The 15,226-nt window shown below is 75.9% G+C and carries 15 protein-coding genes and 1 pseudogene; 7 read left to right on the top strand and 9 right to left on the bottom strand.

The window, feature by feature from the left end:
- The first annotated feature begins 69 nt into the window (after positions 1-69).
- Genes CLT72_RS05785 through CLT72_RS05775 form a run of 3 tightly spaced genes read left to right on the top strand, consistent with a single transcriptional unit; the run spans position 70 to position 5,821 of the window.
- Positions 70-2,523 carry a glycoside hydrolase family 3 C-terminal domain-containing protein gene (locus CLT72_RS05785; RefSeq protein ID WP_101409848.1) on the top strand — a complete coding sequence of 818 codons (2,454 nt, stop codon included), beginning with the start codon at positions 70-72 and terminating at the stop codon, positions 2,521-2,523.
- Positions 2,520-3,578: a LacI family DNA-binding transcriptional regulator gene (locus CLT72_RS05780; RefSeq protein WP_101409847.1), complete on the top strand. Its 1,059-nt coding sequence runs from the start codon at positions 2,520-2,522 to the stop codon at positions 3,576-3,578. Before CLT72_RS05785 ends, CLT72_RS05780 begins: the two co-directional genes overlap by 4 nt.
- Positions 3,575-5,821, top strand: coding sequence for a glycosyl hydrolase family 95 catalytic domain-containing protein (locus CLT72_RS05775; RefSeq protein WP_250101049.1), 2,247 nt, complete (start codon positions 3,575-3,577; stop codon positions 5,819-5,821). The genes CLT72_RS05780 and CLT72_RS05775 overlap by 4 nt, the downstream gene beginning before the upstream one ends.
- Positions 5,822-5,893: 72 nt before the next feature.
- Here CLT72_RS05775 and CLT72_RS05770 read toward each other — a convergent pair whose 3' ends face one another.
- The 5 genes and pseudogenes from CLT72_RS05770 to CLT72_RS05755 all read right to left on the bottom strand — a co-directional run bounded on the left by CLT72_RS05770 (position 5,894) and on the right by CLT72_RS05755 (position 9,271).
- On the bottom strand, positions 5,894-6,403 hold the full coding sequence (locus CLT72_RS05770) for an NUDIX hydrolase (RefSeq protein WP_101414960.1): 510 nt from the start codon (positions 6,401-6,403) through the stop codon (positions 5,894-5,896).
- 10 nt (positions 6,404-6,413) lie between these two features.
- On the bottom strand, positions 6,414-7,238 hold the full coding sequence (locus CLT72_RS05765) for an SDR family NAD(P)-dependent oxidoreductase (RefSeq protein WP_101409846.1): 825 nt from the start codon (positions 7,236-7,238) through the stop codon (positions 6,414-6,416).
- Positions 7,235-8,023 carry an NAD(P)/FAD-dependent oxidoreductase gene (locus tag CLT72_RS32540; RefSeq protein ID WP_486484363.1) on the bottom strand — a complete coding sequence of 263 codons (789 nt, stop codon included), beginning with the start codon at positions 8,021-8,023 and terminating at the stop codon, positions 7,235-7,237. The genes CLT72_RS05765 and CLT72_RS32540 overlap by 4 nt, the downstream gene beginning before the upstream one ends.
- 146 nt (positions 8,024-8,169) lie before the next feature.
- Positions 8,170-8,559, bottom strand: a pseudogene (locus CLT72_RS32535) (flavin-containing monooxygenase); the annotation flags it as partial.
- 61 nt (positions 8,560-8,620) lie between these two features.
- Positions 8,621-9,271: a TetR/AcrR family transcriptional regulator gene (locus CLT72_RS05755; RefSeq protein ID WP_284039690.1), complete on the bottom strand. Its 651-nt coding sequence runs from the start codon at positions 9,269-9,271 to the stop codon at positions 8,621-8,623.
- Positions 9,272-9,341: 70 nt separating this feature from the next.
- On the opposite strand from CLT72_RS05755, the gene CLT72_RS05750 reads away from it, so the two are divergent.
- Positions 9,342-10,688 (top strand): MFS transporter, encoded by a 1,347-nt coding sequence (locus CLT72_RS05750; RefSeq protein WP_101409845.1) that lies wholly within the window; start codon positions 9,342-9,344, stop codon positions 10,686-10,688.
- A gap of 114 nt (positions 10,689-10,802) precedes the next feature.
- Entirely contained in the window at positions 10,803-11,939 is a 1,137-nt protein-coding gene (locus CLT72_RS05745) for a coiled-coil domain-containing protein (RefSeq protein WP_101409844.1), read from the top strand.
- 153 nt (positions 11,940-12,092) lie between these two features.
- On the opposite strand, the gene CLT72_RS05740 is transcribed toward CLT72_RS05745, so the two are convergent.
- The 3 genes from CLT72_RS05740 to CLT72_RS05730 all read right to left on the bottom strand — a co-directional run bounded on the left by CLT72_RS05740 (position 12,093) and on the right by CLT72_RS05730 (position 13,330).
- Positions 12,093-12,515 (bottom strand): SHOCT-like domain-containing protein, encoded by a 423-nt coding sequence (locus CLT72_RS05740; RefSeq protein ID WP_101409843.1) that lies wholly within the window; start codon positions 12,513-12,515, stop codon positions 12,093-12,095.
- Positions 12,516-12,527: 12 nt separating this feature from the next.
- The gene (locus CLT72_RS05735; RefSeq protein WP_250101045.1) at positions 12,528-12,701 is read right to left on the bottom strand and encodes a hypothetical protein; all 174 of its coding nucleotides are present in this window, start codon (positions 12,699-12,701) and stop codon (positions 12,528-12,530) included.
- Positions 12,702-12,784: 83 nt separating this feature from the next.
- The gene (locus tag CLT72_RS05730) at positions 12,785-13,330 is read right to left on the bottom strand and encodes a DUF2089 domain-containing protein (RefSeq protein WP_486484188.1); all 546 of its coding nucleotides are present in this window, start codon (positions 13,328-13,330) and stop codon (positions 12,785-12,787) included.
- Between the two features lie 60 nt (positions 13,331-13,390).
- Between CLT72_RS05730 and CLT72_RS05725 the strand changes: the two genes are divergently transcribed.
- Together CLT72_RS05725 and CLT72_RS05720 are read left to right on the top strand one after the other, a co-directional pair.
- The gene (locus tag CLT72_RS05725) at positions 13,391-13,981 is read left to right on the top strand and encodes a pyridoxamine 5'-phosphate oxidase family protein (protein WP_101409840.1); all 591 of its coding nucleotides are present in this window, start codon (positions 13,391-13,393) and stop codon (positions 13,979-13,981) included.
- Between the two features lie 270 nt (positions 13,982-14,251).
- Positions 14,252-14,593 (top strand): RNA polymerase-binding protein RbpA, encoded by a 342-nt coding sequence (locus CLT72_RS05720; RefSeq protein WP_046564157.1) that lies wholly within the window; start codon positions 14,252-14,254, stop codon positions 14,591-14,593.
- A 61-nt stretch (positions 14,594-14,654) separates the two neighbouring features.
- On the opposite strand, the gene CLT72_RS05715 is transcribed toward CLT72_RS05720, so the two are convergent.
- Positions 14,655-15,179 (bottom strand): FxsA family protein, encoded by a 525-nt coding sequence (locus CLT72_RS05715; RefSeq protein WP_101409839.1) that lies wholly within the window; start codon positions 15,177-15,179, stop codon positions 14,655-14,657.
- Positions 15,180-15,226 lie beyond the last annotated feature (47 nt).

Raw genomic sequence — 15,226 nt, 5'->3', positions numbered from 1 at the left:
CTCGCGCCACCCTTCGTCGAAGCGCTTCGACACGGGCGTCGGGCGGACCCACGGAAGGCGACCCGACCCATGACCCACCACCGCGCCCCCGCCCCGTACGCCCTCGTCGACGACCTGCTGGGCCGGCTCACCACGCCGGAGAAGCTCGGCCTGCTGCACCAGTGGCAGGCGGCCGTGCCCCGGCTCGGCCTGCCCCCGTTCCGCACCGGCACCGAGGCGCTGCACGGGGTGGCGTGGCTCGGCGAGGCCACCGTCTTCCCGCAGGCGCTCGGCCTCGCCAGCAGCTGGAACCCCGAGCTGGTCCGGGCCGTCGGCGCCGCCGTCGGCGACGAGGTGCGCGCCAAGCACCACGCCGACCCCGAGCGGGTCGGCCTCAACGTCTGGGCGCCGGTGGTCAACCCGCTGCGCGACCCCCGCTGGGGACGCAACGAGGAGGGCTGGTCCGAGGATCCGTGGCTGACCGGCCGGCTCGCCACCGCGTACGCCGAGGGGCTGCGCGGCGAGCACCCGCAGCGGCTGCGCACGGCTCCGACGGTCAAGCACTTCCTCGGCTACAACAACGAGACCGACCGGGCCACCACTTCCAGCGACCTGTCCCCCCGGGTGCTGCACGAGTACGAGCTGCCCGCCTTCCGCGCCCCGCTGGCCGCCGGCGCGGCCGTGGCCGTGATGGCCTCCTACAACCTGGTCAACGGGGTGCCGGCACACCTGAGCCCGCTCATCGCCGACGAGCTGCGCCGCGTTGCGCCCGAAGAGCTGATGGTGGTCGGCGACGCCGGCGCGGTGGGCAACATCGCCGGGGTGCAGGGCCACCTGCCCGACCACGTCGACGGCTACGCCGCCGCCCTGCGCGCCGGCATCGACAGCTTCACCGAGGACGACGCCGACAGCGCCCCCACCGTCGCGCGGCTCGCCGAGGCGCTCGAGCGGGGGCTGATCACCGCGTCCGACGTGGACCGCGCCGTCCGGCGGATCCTCACCGTCCGGGTCCGCCTCGGCGACCTGGACCCGCCGGGTGACGACCCCTTCGCGGGCGTCGCCCCGGACGCCGTCGGCCGCCCCGCGCACCGCGACCTGGCCCGGGAGGCGGCCCGCCAGTCGATCGTGCTGCTGCGCAACGACGGGCTGCTCCCGATAACCGACCCGGCGCTGCGGGTGGCCGTGCTCGGCCCGCTGGCCGACGCCGTGCACACCGACTGGTACAGCGGCACCCCGCCGTACGCGGTCACCGCTTACCAGGGGCTCGTCGGGCGGCTGGCCGCCGTCACCACCCACCCCGGCGCCGACCGGATCGCGTTGCGCGTCGGCGGGCGGTACGTCGGCTGTCCGGACAGCCCCGACGGCGGCCCGCTGAGCCTCGGCGCCGACGCCGCCGCGTTCGACGTCTTCGACTGGGGACGCGACGTGGTGGCGCTGCGCGCCGTGGGCAACGGCCGCCACGTCGGGGCCGACGAGGCCGGTCTGCTCGCCAACGACCGGCCGGGGCCGGGCGGCTGGGTGGTCCGGGAGACCTTCCGCCTCCACGAGGGCCCCGGCGGCACCGTGCTGCTGCACCACCTCGCCTCCGGCCGGTACGTCGCCGCCGACGCGCACGGACGGCTGCGCGCCGACGCCCCGACGCCGGACGACGCGACCCGGTTCACGGTGGAGCTGCTGGCCGACGGGGCCGCCGAGGCCGCCGCCCTGGCCGCCGACGCCGACGTGGCGGTGGTGGCACTGGGCAACCACCCGATGGTCAACGGCCGCGAGACCGAGGACCGCGTCGACCTGGCCCTGCCCGCCGGGCAGGAGGTCCTGCTGCGGGCCGTGCACGCCGCCAACCCGCGCACCGTACTGGTGCTGACCAGCAGCTACCCGTACGCGGTCGGCTGGGCCGAGGCGCACCTGCCGGCGGTGCTGTGGTCGTCGCACGGCGGCCAGGAGCACGGCACCGCGCTGGGCGACGTGCTGGTGGGCGACGCCGAGCCGGGCGGCCGGCTCACCCAGACCTGGTACGCCGACGCCGCCGAACTGCCCGACCTGCTCGACTACGACGTGATCGGCTCCGACGCCACCTACCTGTACCACCGGGGCGACCCGCTGTACCCGTTCGGCCACGGGCTCAGCTACACCCGCTTCGACTACGCTGGCCTCCGATTGAGCGCCGCCGAGGCCACCGCAGGCGAGGAGGTCGAGGTGAGCGTCGAGGTCACCAACGCCGGCGACCGTCCCGGCGAGGAGATCGTGCAGCTCTACACGCGCCAGCGCCGCTCCCGCGTCAAGCAGCCGCTGCGCCAGCTGCGGGACTTCGCCCGGGTCAGCCTCGCCCCCGGGCAGCGGCAGGTGGTGCGGCTGCGGCTGCGTACCGCCGAGCTGAGCTGGTGGGACGAGGCCCGGGGCCGCCGCGTGGTGGAGGACGCCACCCACACCGTCCTCGTCGGACGTTCCGCGCGCGACGTGCGGCTGGTCGGCGCCCTCGCCGTACGCGGCGACGAGACGGCCGACGGCCGGGCGGCCGTGCCGGCGTCGGGGCGGGCGCGGTGAGCGGCTCGCGCGGGCGCCCGTCGCCGGAGCAGCCGACCATCGCCGACGTCGCCCGGCACGCCGGGGTCGCGGTGAGCACCGTGTCGTACGTGCTCAGCGGCAAGCGCGCCATCTCCGCAGTCACCCGCAACCGGGTGCTGGCCAGCATCCGGCTGCTCGGCTACCACCCGCACGCCGGCGCGCGGGCCCTGGCCAGCCGCCGGGCCAACGTGATCGCGCTGGTCCTGCCGCTGCGCGCCGGGATGCAGGTGCCCGTGGTGATGCAGTTCGCCATGGCCGTGGTCACCACCGCCCGCCGCTTCGACCACGACGTGCTGCTGGTCACCTCCGACGAGGGGCCCGCCGGCCTGCGGCGCGTCGCCGCCACCGCCCTGGTCGACGGCGTGCTGGTCATGGACGTGGAGCTGGACGACCCTCGGGTGCCGCTGCTGCGGGAGCTGGCCCGGCCCAGCGTCCTGATCGGTCTGCCCGCCGACGCCAGCGGCCTGACCTGTGTGGACCTGGACTTCCACCGGGCCGGGTGGGCGTGCGTGGCGCACCTGGCCGGGCTGGGGCACCGGCGGGTGGCGCTGCTCGGCGCGCCGGCCGCCGTCTACGACCGGGGTACGGGCTTCGCGCACCGTACCCGCGCCGGCGTGGTCGAGGCCGCCGCCGGGCACGGCGTCGACGCGGTGACGCTGCCCTGCGAGGAAGGCGCGGTCGCGGTCCGCCGCAGCCTCACCGACCTGCTGGAACGCCACCCCGACGTATCGGGTCTGATCGTGCAGAACGAGGCTGCCGTGGATCCGGTGCTGGCCACGCTGCCCGCCCTGGGCCGGCGGGTGCCGCGGGACGTGTCGGTGGTGGCCGTCTGCCCGGACCGCTTCGCCGAGCAGGCCCACCCGATGCTCACCGCCGTGCCGGTGCCCGCCGAGGAGATCGGCACGCGGGCCGTGGCGCTGCTGATGGGCAAGCTCGACGGCGAGGCCGTGCCGGAGGTCACCCTGCTGCCGCCCCGGCTGACCGTACGCGACAGCACCGCCGCTTTCGCCCCGGCGGCGAGGACCGGCCGGTGACGGGCGGGCCGCCGCCCGCCGTGCACCGCATCGTCGACACCGCCCCCGCCACCCGCTGGGAGGACGCCTTCCTCTCCGGCAACGGCGAGGCCGGCATCATGGTGTACGGCCGGCCGCACGCCGAGCGCATCATCGTCAACCACCACCGCTTCGTCCTGCCCAACGGCACCCGCGACGCCCGGCCGCCCGAACTGGCCGCCCTGCTGCCGCGCGTCCGCGAGCTGATCCTCGCCGGACGACGGGCGCAGGCCAGCCGGCTGCTCGCCGGCGACGGGGTGCTGCGCTGGACGCAGTCGTTCCATCCCGGCTTCGCCCTCACCATCGACGCCGTGGCGCCCGGCCCGGTCGACGGCTACCGGCGGCGTACCGAGTTCGGCACCGGGGAGGTCGTCGTCGAGTGGGCGGGCGGGCGGCGGCGCTCGTTCGTCTCGCGGGCCGACGCGCTGGTGGTCACCCACCTCGACGCGGGCGCCTGCGAGGTGGGTGTCACCGGCGAGCTGCCCGGCCGGCCGGAGTCGGTGCGCTACACCGTCGCCGCGTACCGCCGGGGTGACCTGGTGTTCCTGCGGGTGCGGGGCCGCTATCCCGACGCGGGCGGCGCGTACGGCTTCGAGGGGCTCACCCTGCTGCGCGGCGACGTGGCGGTCGGCGGCGACCGGGTGGTGGTGCGCGGCCCGGCGCTGCTGATGACGGTGCTGGACCGGCCCGACACGCCGCCGTGGCGCACCGGCGAGCTGGAGGGGCGGTTGGCCGCCCACGCCGGCGCCGACTACGAGAGCCTGCTGGCCCGGCACGTGGCGCTGCACGGGCGCGCCTACCGGCGGGTGAGCCTGGACCTGGCGGTGCCGGCCGCGCAGCGGGACCTGCCCGTGGGTGAGCTGATCGCGGCGCAGAACGCCGACCCGGGCACGCTGTGCCCGGCGTTGCTGGAGCGGCTGTTCCACGCCGGGCGGTACCTGCTGCTCAGCTCCAGCGGGGTGCTGCCGCCCCGGCTGACCGGACTGTGGCTCGGCTCGTGGGACGCCGCCTGGGCCGGCGACTTCACCACCGACGCCAACCTGAACCTGCAACTGGCCGGCGCGAACGTCGGCGCCCTGCCGGAGGTCGTCGCCGCGCACGCGAACCTGGTGCGCGGCCAGGTCGACGACTGGCGGCGCAACGCGCGGGCGATCTACGGCGCCCGGGGCCTGCTGGCGCCGAGCCGTACCGACGGCGAGCACGGGCACCTGTTCCACCTGCACGAGGACTGGCCGTTCGCGGCGTGGTTGCCCGGCGCGCACTGGCTGCTGCACCCGCTCTACGAGCACCATCTGGTCACCGGCGCGCCCCTCGGCGAGGTGGCCGGCTGGCTGGTGGAGGTGGCGGACTTCTTCGCCGACGTCCTCACCGTCACCGACGAGGCGGGCACGGTGGTGCTCGTGCCGTCGTACTCGGCGGAGACCGGCCCGTACGACGAGCGGGGGCGGGCGGTGCACGTGGCCGTGAACGCCACCATGGACATCGCCGCCGCCCGGCACGCCCTGCGTACCGCCGCCGAGGTGAGCGGCGTCGACCGGTGGGCGGGGCTGCGGCGGCGGCTGCCCGCGTACCGGGTGGACGGGCGCGGCGCGCTGGCCGAGTGGGCCTGGCCCGGCTACCAGGGCGACGACGAGCACCGGCACGTCAGCCACCTCTACCCGGTGTGGCCGCTGGACGAGATCGACCCGGACGACACCCCCGAGCTGGCGCGGGCCGCGCACCGGGCGCTGAGCCTGCGCGGCGACGAGAACCTGTCGGCGCACGGCAGCCTGCACCGGGCGCTGGCCGCCGCCCGCCTGCACGACGGCGTCCTGACCGCCGCGAACCTGTGCAAGATCCTCGGCAACGACATGTTCTTCCGGTCCCTGATGAGCGCGCACAACCCGGGCCTGGTGACGTACAACGCCGACGCCGCGCACGCCCTGCCGGCGGTGCTGATCGAGGCGCTGGTGCAGTCCCGCCCGGGGCTGCTGCGGCTGCTGCCGGCCCCGCTGCCCGGCCTGGGCGCCGGGGTGCTGCGCGGCGTGGCCTGCCGGGGACGCGTCGGCGTCGAGGAGCTGTCGTGGGCTCCCGGGCGGGTGCGGGCCCGCCTGCTCTCCCCCGTGGCCCAACGGCTGCGGGTGCGCAGCCCGTACGGCGAGCGGGACGTGGAGCTGGTGGCGGCGACGCCGGTCGAGGTGGCCTTCGGCGCACCGGGGAAGAGGGCGGTGGCCGGGCCGGGGTGACCTGGTGGCCCGGCCGCCGACGGAAGGGCTGGGTGGTCCCCGTGCGCTCGGCCGCCTACGGGCGGGCCGCGCTCAGAGCGCGTCGGGTCGGTCGAGCGCCGGATGCCGTTCGCCGGGCGCGGCGTGCCAGACGGGGGCATCCTCGCGCAGCGCGGTGTCGACGCGCAGCCGCACCCACTCGTTGATCTCGGGCAGGTCGCCCGGGTCGAACCAGGCCACGTCGATGGACTCGTCGTCGTTGACGCGCGGCTCGCCGCCGACCGCCCGGCACCGGAACCACACGTTCAGGTATTCGCAGACGTCGCCGTTGGGGTAGACGACGGGATGGGTGGCGAGGCCGGCGAGACGCTCGATGCGCACGTGCACGCCGGTCTCCTCGTACACCTCCCGCACGACGGCGTCGGCGGGTTGCTCGCCGGGGTCGATGAGCCCGGCGGGCACCGACCAGAGCCCGTTGTCGGCGCGCCGGGCCAGCAGCACCCGCCCGGCGTCGTCGCGCACGATCGCGCTGACGCCGGGCAGCAGGAGCAGGTCGTGTCCGACGTGGGTGCGCAGTCGGGCGACGTATGGGGAGAGAGCCACGCCGGTCACGCTAGCCGGTGCCCGCGCGGTGGCGGCGCAGCATCCCGGCGGCCAGCGGCGCGGCGTCCAGGTCGCCGGCGGCGACCCGGGCGGCGACGGTACGGCGCACGAGCCGGTCGGCCAGCGCCGGCGCGTGCCGGGCGAGGGCCAGTTCGAGGCGCCCGCGCCGGGTGGTGGCCACGTCGCGGGGTGCGCGTCGGGCGGTGGCGGCACGCAGGATCGCCGCGACGACGCCCGCTACGGGTTCCGGGCGCGACACTCCCCGCAGCGACAGTCCGGCGTCGGCGGTGCTGTCGTGGATCGGTGAGGCGACCATGCTCGGGTAGACGACGCTCACCCCGACGTGGGTGCCCACCTCGTGGCGCAGCGCGTCGGCGTAGGCGACCAGGGCCCGCTTGCTGACCCCGTACGCGGCGGCCAGGGGCAGCGGCAGCAGGGCCATCCGGCTGGCGACGAAGACCACCCGGCCGCGGGCGGCCTCCAGGGCGGGCAGCGCGGCGGCGGTGGTCCGCCAGGCGGCGAGCAGGTTCACCTCCAGCTGTTGGCGCACCACCTCGCCCGGCGGTAGTTCCGCCGGGGCGGGTCCGCCGACGCCGGCGTTGTTGACCAGCAGGTCCAGCCCGCCGAGGCGCGCCACGGCGGCGGCGACGGTCGGTGCCACGGCAGCGGGGTCGGTCAGGTCGCAGCCGAGCACCGGTACGCCGTCGACGGTGTCGGCCTGACGGTCGACGCCGACGACCCGTGCCCCGGCGGCGGTGAGCGCGGCGCACAGGTGCCGGCCGAAGGTGCCGCTGGCCCCGGTCACCAGCACCCGGCGGTCCCGCAGGGCGCTCATGCCGCGGCTCCGGTGGCGCGGGCGCGGCGGGCGCCGGTGACCAGTTCCCGTCTCAGCTCGGCCAGGTACGCGTCGAAGTCCACCCGCATGGCCGGTCGGCGCTGCCCCCAGCGGGCGGTGGCGGCGCGCAGCTCGGCCCGGCAGGCGGCGCGCTGCGCGTGCGGCTCGGGCAGCGCGTAGCGGCCGGACAGCTGCGCGGCGACCAGTTTGGCCTGCGCCTCGACCAGCGGGAACGCGGCGCCGGTGGACTGCATCAGCCCGACGAAGGTCAGGCCGGGGGCGTCGAGGTGGAACACGTGCCGGTACAGCGGCAGGGTGTCCGCGCCGTCGCCGAGCAGCGCGGGGTCGAGGAAGGGGACCTGCACCCGGTAGCCGGTGCACCAGATCACCAGGTCGACCTCGTCGACGCGGCCGTCGGTGAAGGTGACCCGCCCTCCGTCGAAGCCGGCGATGCCGGGGCGGGGCTCGATCTCGCCGTGGGTCAGCCGCGACAGCAGCCCGTCGGACAGCGTCGGGTGGTCCTGGAGGAAGCCGTGGGTGGGGGCGGGCAGGCCGTAGCGGGTGGGCGCGCCGACGGTCGCGGTGAGCAGCCGCTGGGTGATGCGCTGGCGCAGCCGCCACGGCAGCCGCCGGGCGAGGGCGCCGTTGAGGGTGTCCGACGGGCGCCCCAGCAGGTGTTTCGGCACCACCCAGACGCCGCGTCGCAGCGACAGCAGGGTGCGCCGGGCCGCGTACGAGGCGTCCACGGCGATGTCCATCGCGGAGTTGCCGCCGCCGACGACCAGGACCCGCCGGCCGGCGAGCTGTTCGGGCCCCCGGTAGGCGTGGCTGTGCAGCTGCTCGGCGGTGCAGGTGCCCGGCGGGGTGGGGTGGGCGGTTTCGGCACCCGGTTGTGGCCGTTGGCGACGACGACGGCGTCGACGCTGACGTCGACGGGGCCGTCGGGTCCGGCGGCGTGCACGCTCCAGCGGCCGTCGCCGCCGCGTTCGACCCGCTCGACGGTGTGCCGCAGCCGCACCGCGTCGTGCAGGCCGAAGCGGTCGGCGTAGTCGGTGAGCCAGCCGGCGACGCGGGCGTGGTCGGGGTAGTCCGGCCAGTGCGCCGGCATCGGGTGGTCGGCGAACTCGGTGCGCGCCTTGCTGGTGTTCAGGTGCAGGGTCCGGTACGCGGGCGAGCCGGACGCCCCGTACACCCAGAGGCCGCCGACCCGCTCGGTCGCCTCGAAGCCGACGGCGGGCACGCCGGCGTCGGCGAGGGCCTTGAGGGTGGCCAGTCCGGCCGCGCCCGCGCCGATGACCGCCACGGACGGCTGCGCACCCATCGCCGACTCCTTCCCGTTAATCCAACGTGCGTTGGATAATGGCCCGGTACGCCCGGGCACGTCAAGGCGTCGCCGGCCCGTACAGCCCGTCGAGGAAGCGGTGCACGAAGGCGCGGAACTCCCGCCGCTGGCGCGCCTGCGAACCCCCGCCCGCGGCCAGGGCCACCACGTGCCCGTGCACCGCCCACACCAGGCTGCGTACCGTCACGTGCGGCGCCGGCTCGGCCAGCGCGCCGGCCGCCGCGGCGGCGGTGAGCAGGTCCGCGACGAGCCGGTACAGCGGGGCGGCGTAACGCTCGTCGAGTTCGGCGTGCCGCTGCGGCTCCAGCCAGCGGCGCAGCCACAGCGCGGTGGTCTCGGGCCGGTCCTCCAGGAAGTCCACGAACACGTCCACCAGGTCGTGCAGCGCCCGCCGGACCTCGGCCGGCCCGCTGTCGAGCGCCTGCCGGGCGCGCCCCGCCGCCGCCTCGAGCACGTCGCGCTCGGCGGCGAAGACCCGGGCGAAGCAGGCGTCGTAGAGCTGCGCCTTCGTACCCGTGTGGTGCGAGACCGTGGCGACGTCCACGCCGGCCGCCGCCGCGACCTCCCGCAGCCCGACGGCGTCGAAGCCCCGCCGGGCGAACAGCGCGGTCGCGGCGGCGAGCACCACCTCCCGGGTGGGTCGGGTCTCCTCGCGGCGGGGCCGCCCGGGTCGGCGGCGGGGCATGGTCATGGCCGCCATTCTGCCCCTACAATCCAGCATCCGTTGGATTGCGGGCGGCATGCCCGCAGAGGAGGCCGTCATGACCGGGCTCGACCAGCAGCCGGCCGGCACGCGCGGCGCCACCCTGCCCCGTGGGCCGTTGCTCGGCTTCGCCGCCGGTTCCCTCGGCATGGGCGTCTGGGTGACGGTCCCCGGCCTGCTGCTGCTCTACTTCCTCACCGACGTGCTGGCCGTCACCCCCTGGCTCGCCGGCCTGGCGCTGCTGCTGCCGAAGGTCGCCGACGTCCTGCTGCACCCCTGGATCGGGCACCGCTGCGACGTCGAGCAGACCCGCCGGGGCGACCGACGGCGGCTGCTGCTGCTCGGCTGCGCCCTGCCGCTGGCCTTCGCCGCCCTGTTCGCCGTGCCCGGCGCACTCACCGGCGCGCCGGCCGCCGCCTGGGTGGCGCTCGCCTTCGTCGCCGGCAACCTGCTCTTCGCCGCCTACCAGGTCCCCTACCTGGCCACCCCCGCCGACCTGCGCATCGGCTACCACGAACGCACCCGCCTGATGGCCTTCCGGATGGTGGTGCTGACCCTCGGCATCCTCGCCTCCGGGCTGCTGGCGCCGCTGCTCGCCGGCGGGCAGGACGCCACCCGGGGCGGCTACCAGCGCATGGGCGTGCTGCTGGCCGTCGGCATGCTGGCCACCATGCTGATCGGGGTCGCCGGCATCGGTCGGCTGCGCCGGGCCGCCGCCGCGACGCCCGCACCGCACGGCGGCGGCTGGCGGGGCCTCGCCGTGGCGCTGCGCGACCGGCAGTTCCGGTGGCTGGTCGCCGCGTACCTGGCCATGTCGAGCACCACCCACCTGGTCCTGGCCGGCGTGCCCTACTACGCCGAGTACGAGCTGGGCCGCCCCGGCCTGACCACCGTGCTGGTGGCCGCCTTCGTCGCCCCGGCCCTGCTGGTCACCCCGGCCTGGCTGGTGGCGGCCCGCCGGGTCGGTAAGCAACGGGCGCTGCTGGGCGCCCAGGGCGCCTTCGCGGCCGGCTCGCTGGTGCTCGCCGTCGGCCGTCCGGCGGGGCTTCCCGTGCTGGTGGCGGCCGTGGCGGTGCTCGGCGTCGCCTTCGCCGGCATGCAGCTGCTGCCGTTCTCGATGGTGCCCGACGTCATCCGCGCCAGCGGCGGCGCCGCCGGCACCTACACCGGGGTCTGGACGGCCACCGAGGCCACCGGCGCGGCGCTGGGCCCGTGGGCGTACTCACTGTGCCTGGCCGCGGGCGGGTTCGTCGCCTCCACCGCCGGGGCCGGCGTCACCCAGCCCGACGGCGCGCTGGACGCGATCCGCTGGGGCTTCGGGCTGCTGCCCGCGGCGGCGATGCTCGTCGCGCTGCTGCTGCAACGCCGCTACACCCTGGACCGTACGGCCCGCACGGCCGGCTGAGCGCGTCGACGCCGCACGCGGCGGCCACCGTCTGGTGCGTCGGCCACGGGCGAGGGCGGACCGGTCGGGCGCTGCGGCGGGGCCCAGTGGGCCCGGCAGTAGACTGCGCCCTCGATGGACGCCGAGCCCACCTCCGTTGAGACCCGCCCCTGCGCCCACTGCGGACGCCAGGTGCCGCAGCGTGTCGGCGCCGGCCGGCCGTTCCGCTACTGCCGCGACAACGACGGCGCCTGCCAGCGGGCCTCCCGCAACAGCCGGATGCGGCACCGCAACGCCCCCGGCCTGCCCGGGCAGGTGGCCCGCACCTGGGAGGCGGTGGACCGGCTGGAGCAGGTCGCGGAGACCCTCGTCGACGCCCTGCACGCCGAGCTGTCCCCGGTCGGCGTGGAACGCCAGCTCGCCCAGGCCCGCGCCGACGCGGCCACGCAGGTCGCGGCGGCGCAGACCGAGCGCGACGAGGCCCGCCGCGACGCCGAGGACGCCGCCGCGGCCGCCGTCCTGGCCCGCGAGCAGGCCCGCTCCGCCACCGCCGAACGCGACGCCGCCCACGCCGAGGCCCGCTCCGCCGCCGAGCGGGCCTCGGCGGCGATCGCCCGCGCCGACCGGGCCGAGGCCGCCCGCGACGACGCCCGCCGGCAGGCCAGCGCCGCGGAGGCCCTGCGCACCCAGGCCGAACGCGACCGTGACCAGGCCCGCCACGAGCTGCGTGCGCTGCGCGTCGACGTCGACGCCGAGCGACGCCGCGCCACCGAACTGACCGGCGAGCGCGACGCCGCCCGCGCCGACGCCGACCGGGCGACCCGCGCCGCCACGGAGGCCCTCGACCGCGCGCAGCGCCTGCACGCCGAAGCCGAACAGGCCCGCGAGCGCGCCGAGCAGGCCCGCGCCGAGGCTGACGTCGCCCGTACGGCCGCCGCCGAGGCCGACACGGCCCGGCAGCGCGCCGAGGCGACCAGCCGCGACGCCGAGGCCGCCCGGCAGCGCGCCGAGGCGACCGCCGAGCAGGCCCGCGCGCAGGTGGCCGACCTCGCCGGGCACCGCGACACGCTGCGCGCCGAGCTGGCCGCCGCGCGCGAGGTTGCGGGCGCCGCCGAGGGCCGCGCCGCCGACCTGGCCGTACGGCTGCGTGCCGCCGAGACCGACCGCGACGAGGCGCAGCGGCGTGCCGCCCAGCTCGCCGACCAGGTCAGCCACCTCGCCGCCGCCCTGGCCAACCTCGGCGCCGCCGGCCCCGCCCGGCCGGCGCCGTGAGCGAGGCGCACGCCCCGCACCGGCACGGGTCTGCCCGGTGTCGACGCCGACCCGGCTAGGATTCAGGTTCGCAGTTCCACCGTGCTCTGCCGTGGCGGACGCGGCCTCGGGAGGGTGTTCCCGCACCCTTGCCGAGGGTCCGTCGCACGGCGACTACTCGCAGAAGACCCGCACCTTGGCGTCGGGCTGGTCGACCTCCACGGTCATCTCGTCGAGGTGCTCCACGAGCGTCTCGAGCTGTTCCGGCTTGAGCTGCGTCAGGTCCAGCGGCACACCCGACCTGTGCAGCTCGGCGTTGGCCTGACCCAGCGCCTGCGGCGGGATCAGGGCCGCCAGCCGCACGCCGGCGCGCAACAGTTGCAGCGGCACCCGTACGTTGACCCGGCCCGGCTCGCCGTCCTCGACGGTGTCCACCACCACCCGCAGGTACTTCGCCTTGTTCCTGGGCCGGGCGTCGACACTCGATGCGACCGGCGGCTGGTCGCGTTCGAGAGCGGCGAGGAGCTGCTCGGCCTCCGCCGCGGTGATCCTGCCCTCGGCCAGCATGTCGAGGATGTCCCTGCGTTGTTCGGTCATCGGCTCTCTCTCCTATCGGATGGCGACGAGCACGGCCGTGCGGCCCTGCTCGATGTCGATGCGGGTGCCGGGCAGTGCGGACACGACGCGCCACGCCGTGCCGAGCGCGCGCGTCACGCTGACGCGGTACGCGAGACAGGTCACGGCCGCCACCAGCACGACCAGGACCACGAGCGGTGCGCACACGAGCACGACGGGAAGCACCGGGACCCGGATCCGCACGGGACGGCCAGTCGGGCGTCGCACCCGTACGCTCACCGACCGCGGCATCACGCGCGGCTCTTTAGTTCGACGACCGCCTGCTGCGCGGTGATCTCGCCGCGGCGCAGCCGGTCGATGACGTCGGCCCGCGACGGCGCCGGATCGGTCTCGACGAAGTCGAGCATCTGCGTGATCCGGTTCAGTCGTGACTTGACCGTCGGGTAGCTCACCCCGAAGATCCGTTCCATCTCCTTGATGGAGCCGTGGCACCGCACGAACGCCGTGACGAAGACCTGGTCCTCGACGTTGAGCTGGGCCAGCTGCGGCAGCTCGAACTCGCCCTCGATAGCGACGCCGTTGCCTGCCAGGCGCACCCGCTCGACGAGGAACGGCTGGCCTCGGGTCAGGTTCGTCAGTTCCTGCCAGTCCATCGCCTGCTCTGTCATTCCTGAAGTTATACCTCCAAAGAAATTAACTTTGAAGATGTCGACCTTGATTTTCTTGATTTCGCTTCGTCGCTTCTCCCGGGCCGAGGACGCCGCCGTCGCCGGGCAGGGTCGCTCGCTGCCGTCGTTGCTCTCCGACGGTGAGCGCGGGCGCGTCGCCGCGTCCACGCGTTGAGCACCGCGCCGCCGGGGCAGCCGGGCCGGACGTCGGCGGGTCATGATGCCGGGGTGGGAAAGACACATGAGCGCATCGAGGGCCGCCTGCGCACCTTCATCGAGCAGCAGCCGCTGTTCTTCACTGCCACGGCACCGCTGTCGGCCGACGGCACCATCAACCTGTCGCCGAAGGGGCTGCGTGGCTCGTGGGCGGTGCTCGACGCGCACACGGTGGCCTACCTGGACTTCGCGGGCAGCAACGCCGAGACGATCGCGCACCTGCGGGAGAACGGCCGGATCACCCTCATGTGGTGCGCCTTCGAGGGGCCGCCAAACATCGTGCGGGTGCACGGGCGCGGCGAGCCCGTGTTCCGCGACGACGCCCGCTGGCGGGAGCTGACGGGCCACTTCCCCGACATCGACCCCACCGTGCACGGCCTGCGGGCGATCATCGTCGTGACCGCCGAACTGATCCGCGACACCTGCGGCTACGCGGTGCCGTTCATGTCCTACGACGCCGACCGCGACCTGCACGGCCGGCGCTTCGCCCGGGAGGACGACGCGTCGCTGAGCGACTACTTCGCCGGCAAGGACAACGTGGCGCACAGCATCGACGGCCTGCCGGGCCTGCCGCTGCCACTGCCACCGACCCCGGCGAGCTGAACCGCCGCCGCACACCTGGTGTCGCCAGCGCCGGTGGTGGCCGGCGCGTCACCGGCCAGCGCGAGCTGCGCCGACGCGGGACGGCTACCATCGCCGTTGGCACCGCGGAGACACCGCAGGACCCGACCCGGCGCGGGACGATCCCGCCGGGCAGCTGGCATGGCCCGCTACCCTTGTGCAGGCCCGCCCGGGCATCCGGGCGGGAATGGCCCGGCGGGAACGGACCGTTACACCGAGTAGACCAGCACCACGAACGAGGGGAAGTCGATCATGGGCGAGCGTATGCTGCGTGGCAGCCGTCTGGGCGCGGTCAGCTACGAATCCGACCGCAACACGGAGCTCGCGCCGCGTCAGACCCGCGAGTACCTCTGCGCCAAGGGCCACCAGTTCGAGGTCCCGTTCGCCGTCGACGCCGAGGTCCCCACGACCTGGGAATGCAAGTTCGACGGCAGCGTGGCCCGGCTGGTCGACGGCAGCGAGCCGGAGCAGAAGAAGGCCAAGCCGCCGCGCACCCACTGGGACATGCTGCTGGAGCGGCGCTCCATCGCCGAGCTGGAGGACATCCTCGCCGAGCGGCTGCAGGAGGTCCGCACCCGCCGCGGCCGCGCCTGAGCCACACCGCACACGACGGCGCCCCGGAAGCCATGGCTTCCGGGGCGCCGTCGTGTGCGACTCAGTTGCGGCCGGGCTCCACGATCTCACCCTCGATGGCCCGACCCCCGTCGACCACGACAGTCGGCTCCGCCACCGGCGCATCCGCCGGTGCGGCCGCGCCCCGGCGCACCCGCACCCGCCGCGGCCCGAACAGGTCACCGGCCACCATCGACGACACCCGCCGCTCCGCCGCACGCTGCACCCCGCCGCGCGCCAACCGGCGCACCGGCGGCACCAGCAACAACACTCCCACCAGGCCACTGAGCAGGCCCGGCAACGCCAGCAGCAGCGCGCCGAGCAGCCCGACGAGACCGTCGGTGACCTGCCGGCCCGGCGGCTGCCCGGCCTGCGCGGACGCCTTGAAGCCCCGCCAGGCCCGCATCCCCTCGCGCCGCAGCAGCACCAGCCCGAGCAGCGACGCCGCGAACACCGCCAGCAGCGTCGCACCGAACCCGATCGCCCGTCCCACCGCGACGAACACCACCAGCTCCAGCAGCACCGCCGCCAACAGGGCCAACGGCACAAACCTCAGTCCTCGGCGCATCTCACCCCACTCACCATCCGCGGCGCCCCGACGCGGGCCACCCCGCG

It is taken from the genome of Micromonospora sp. CNZ309 (genome assembly GCF_002846525.1).
Note: the sequence above shows the minus strand (reverse complement) of the source record. Positions and strands in the feature narration are given on the sequence as shown.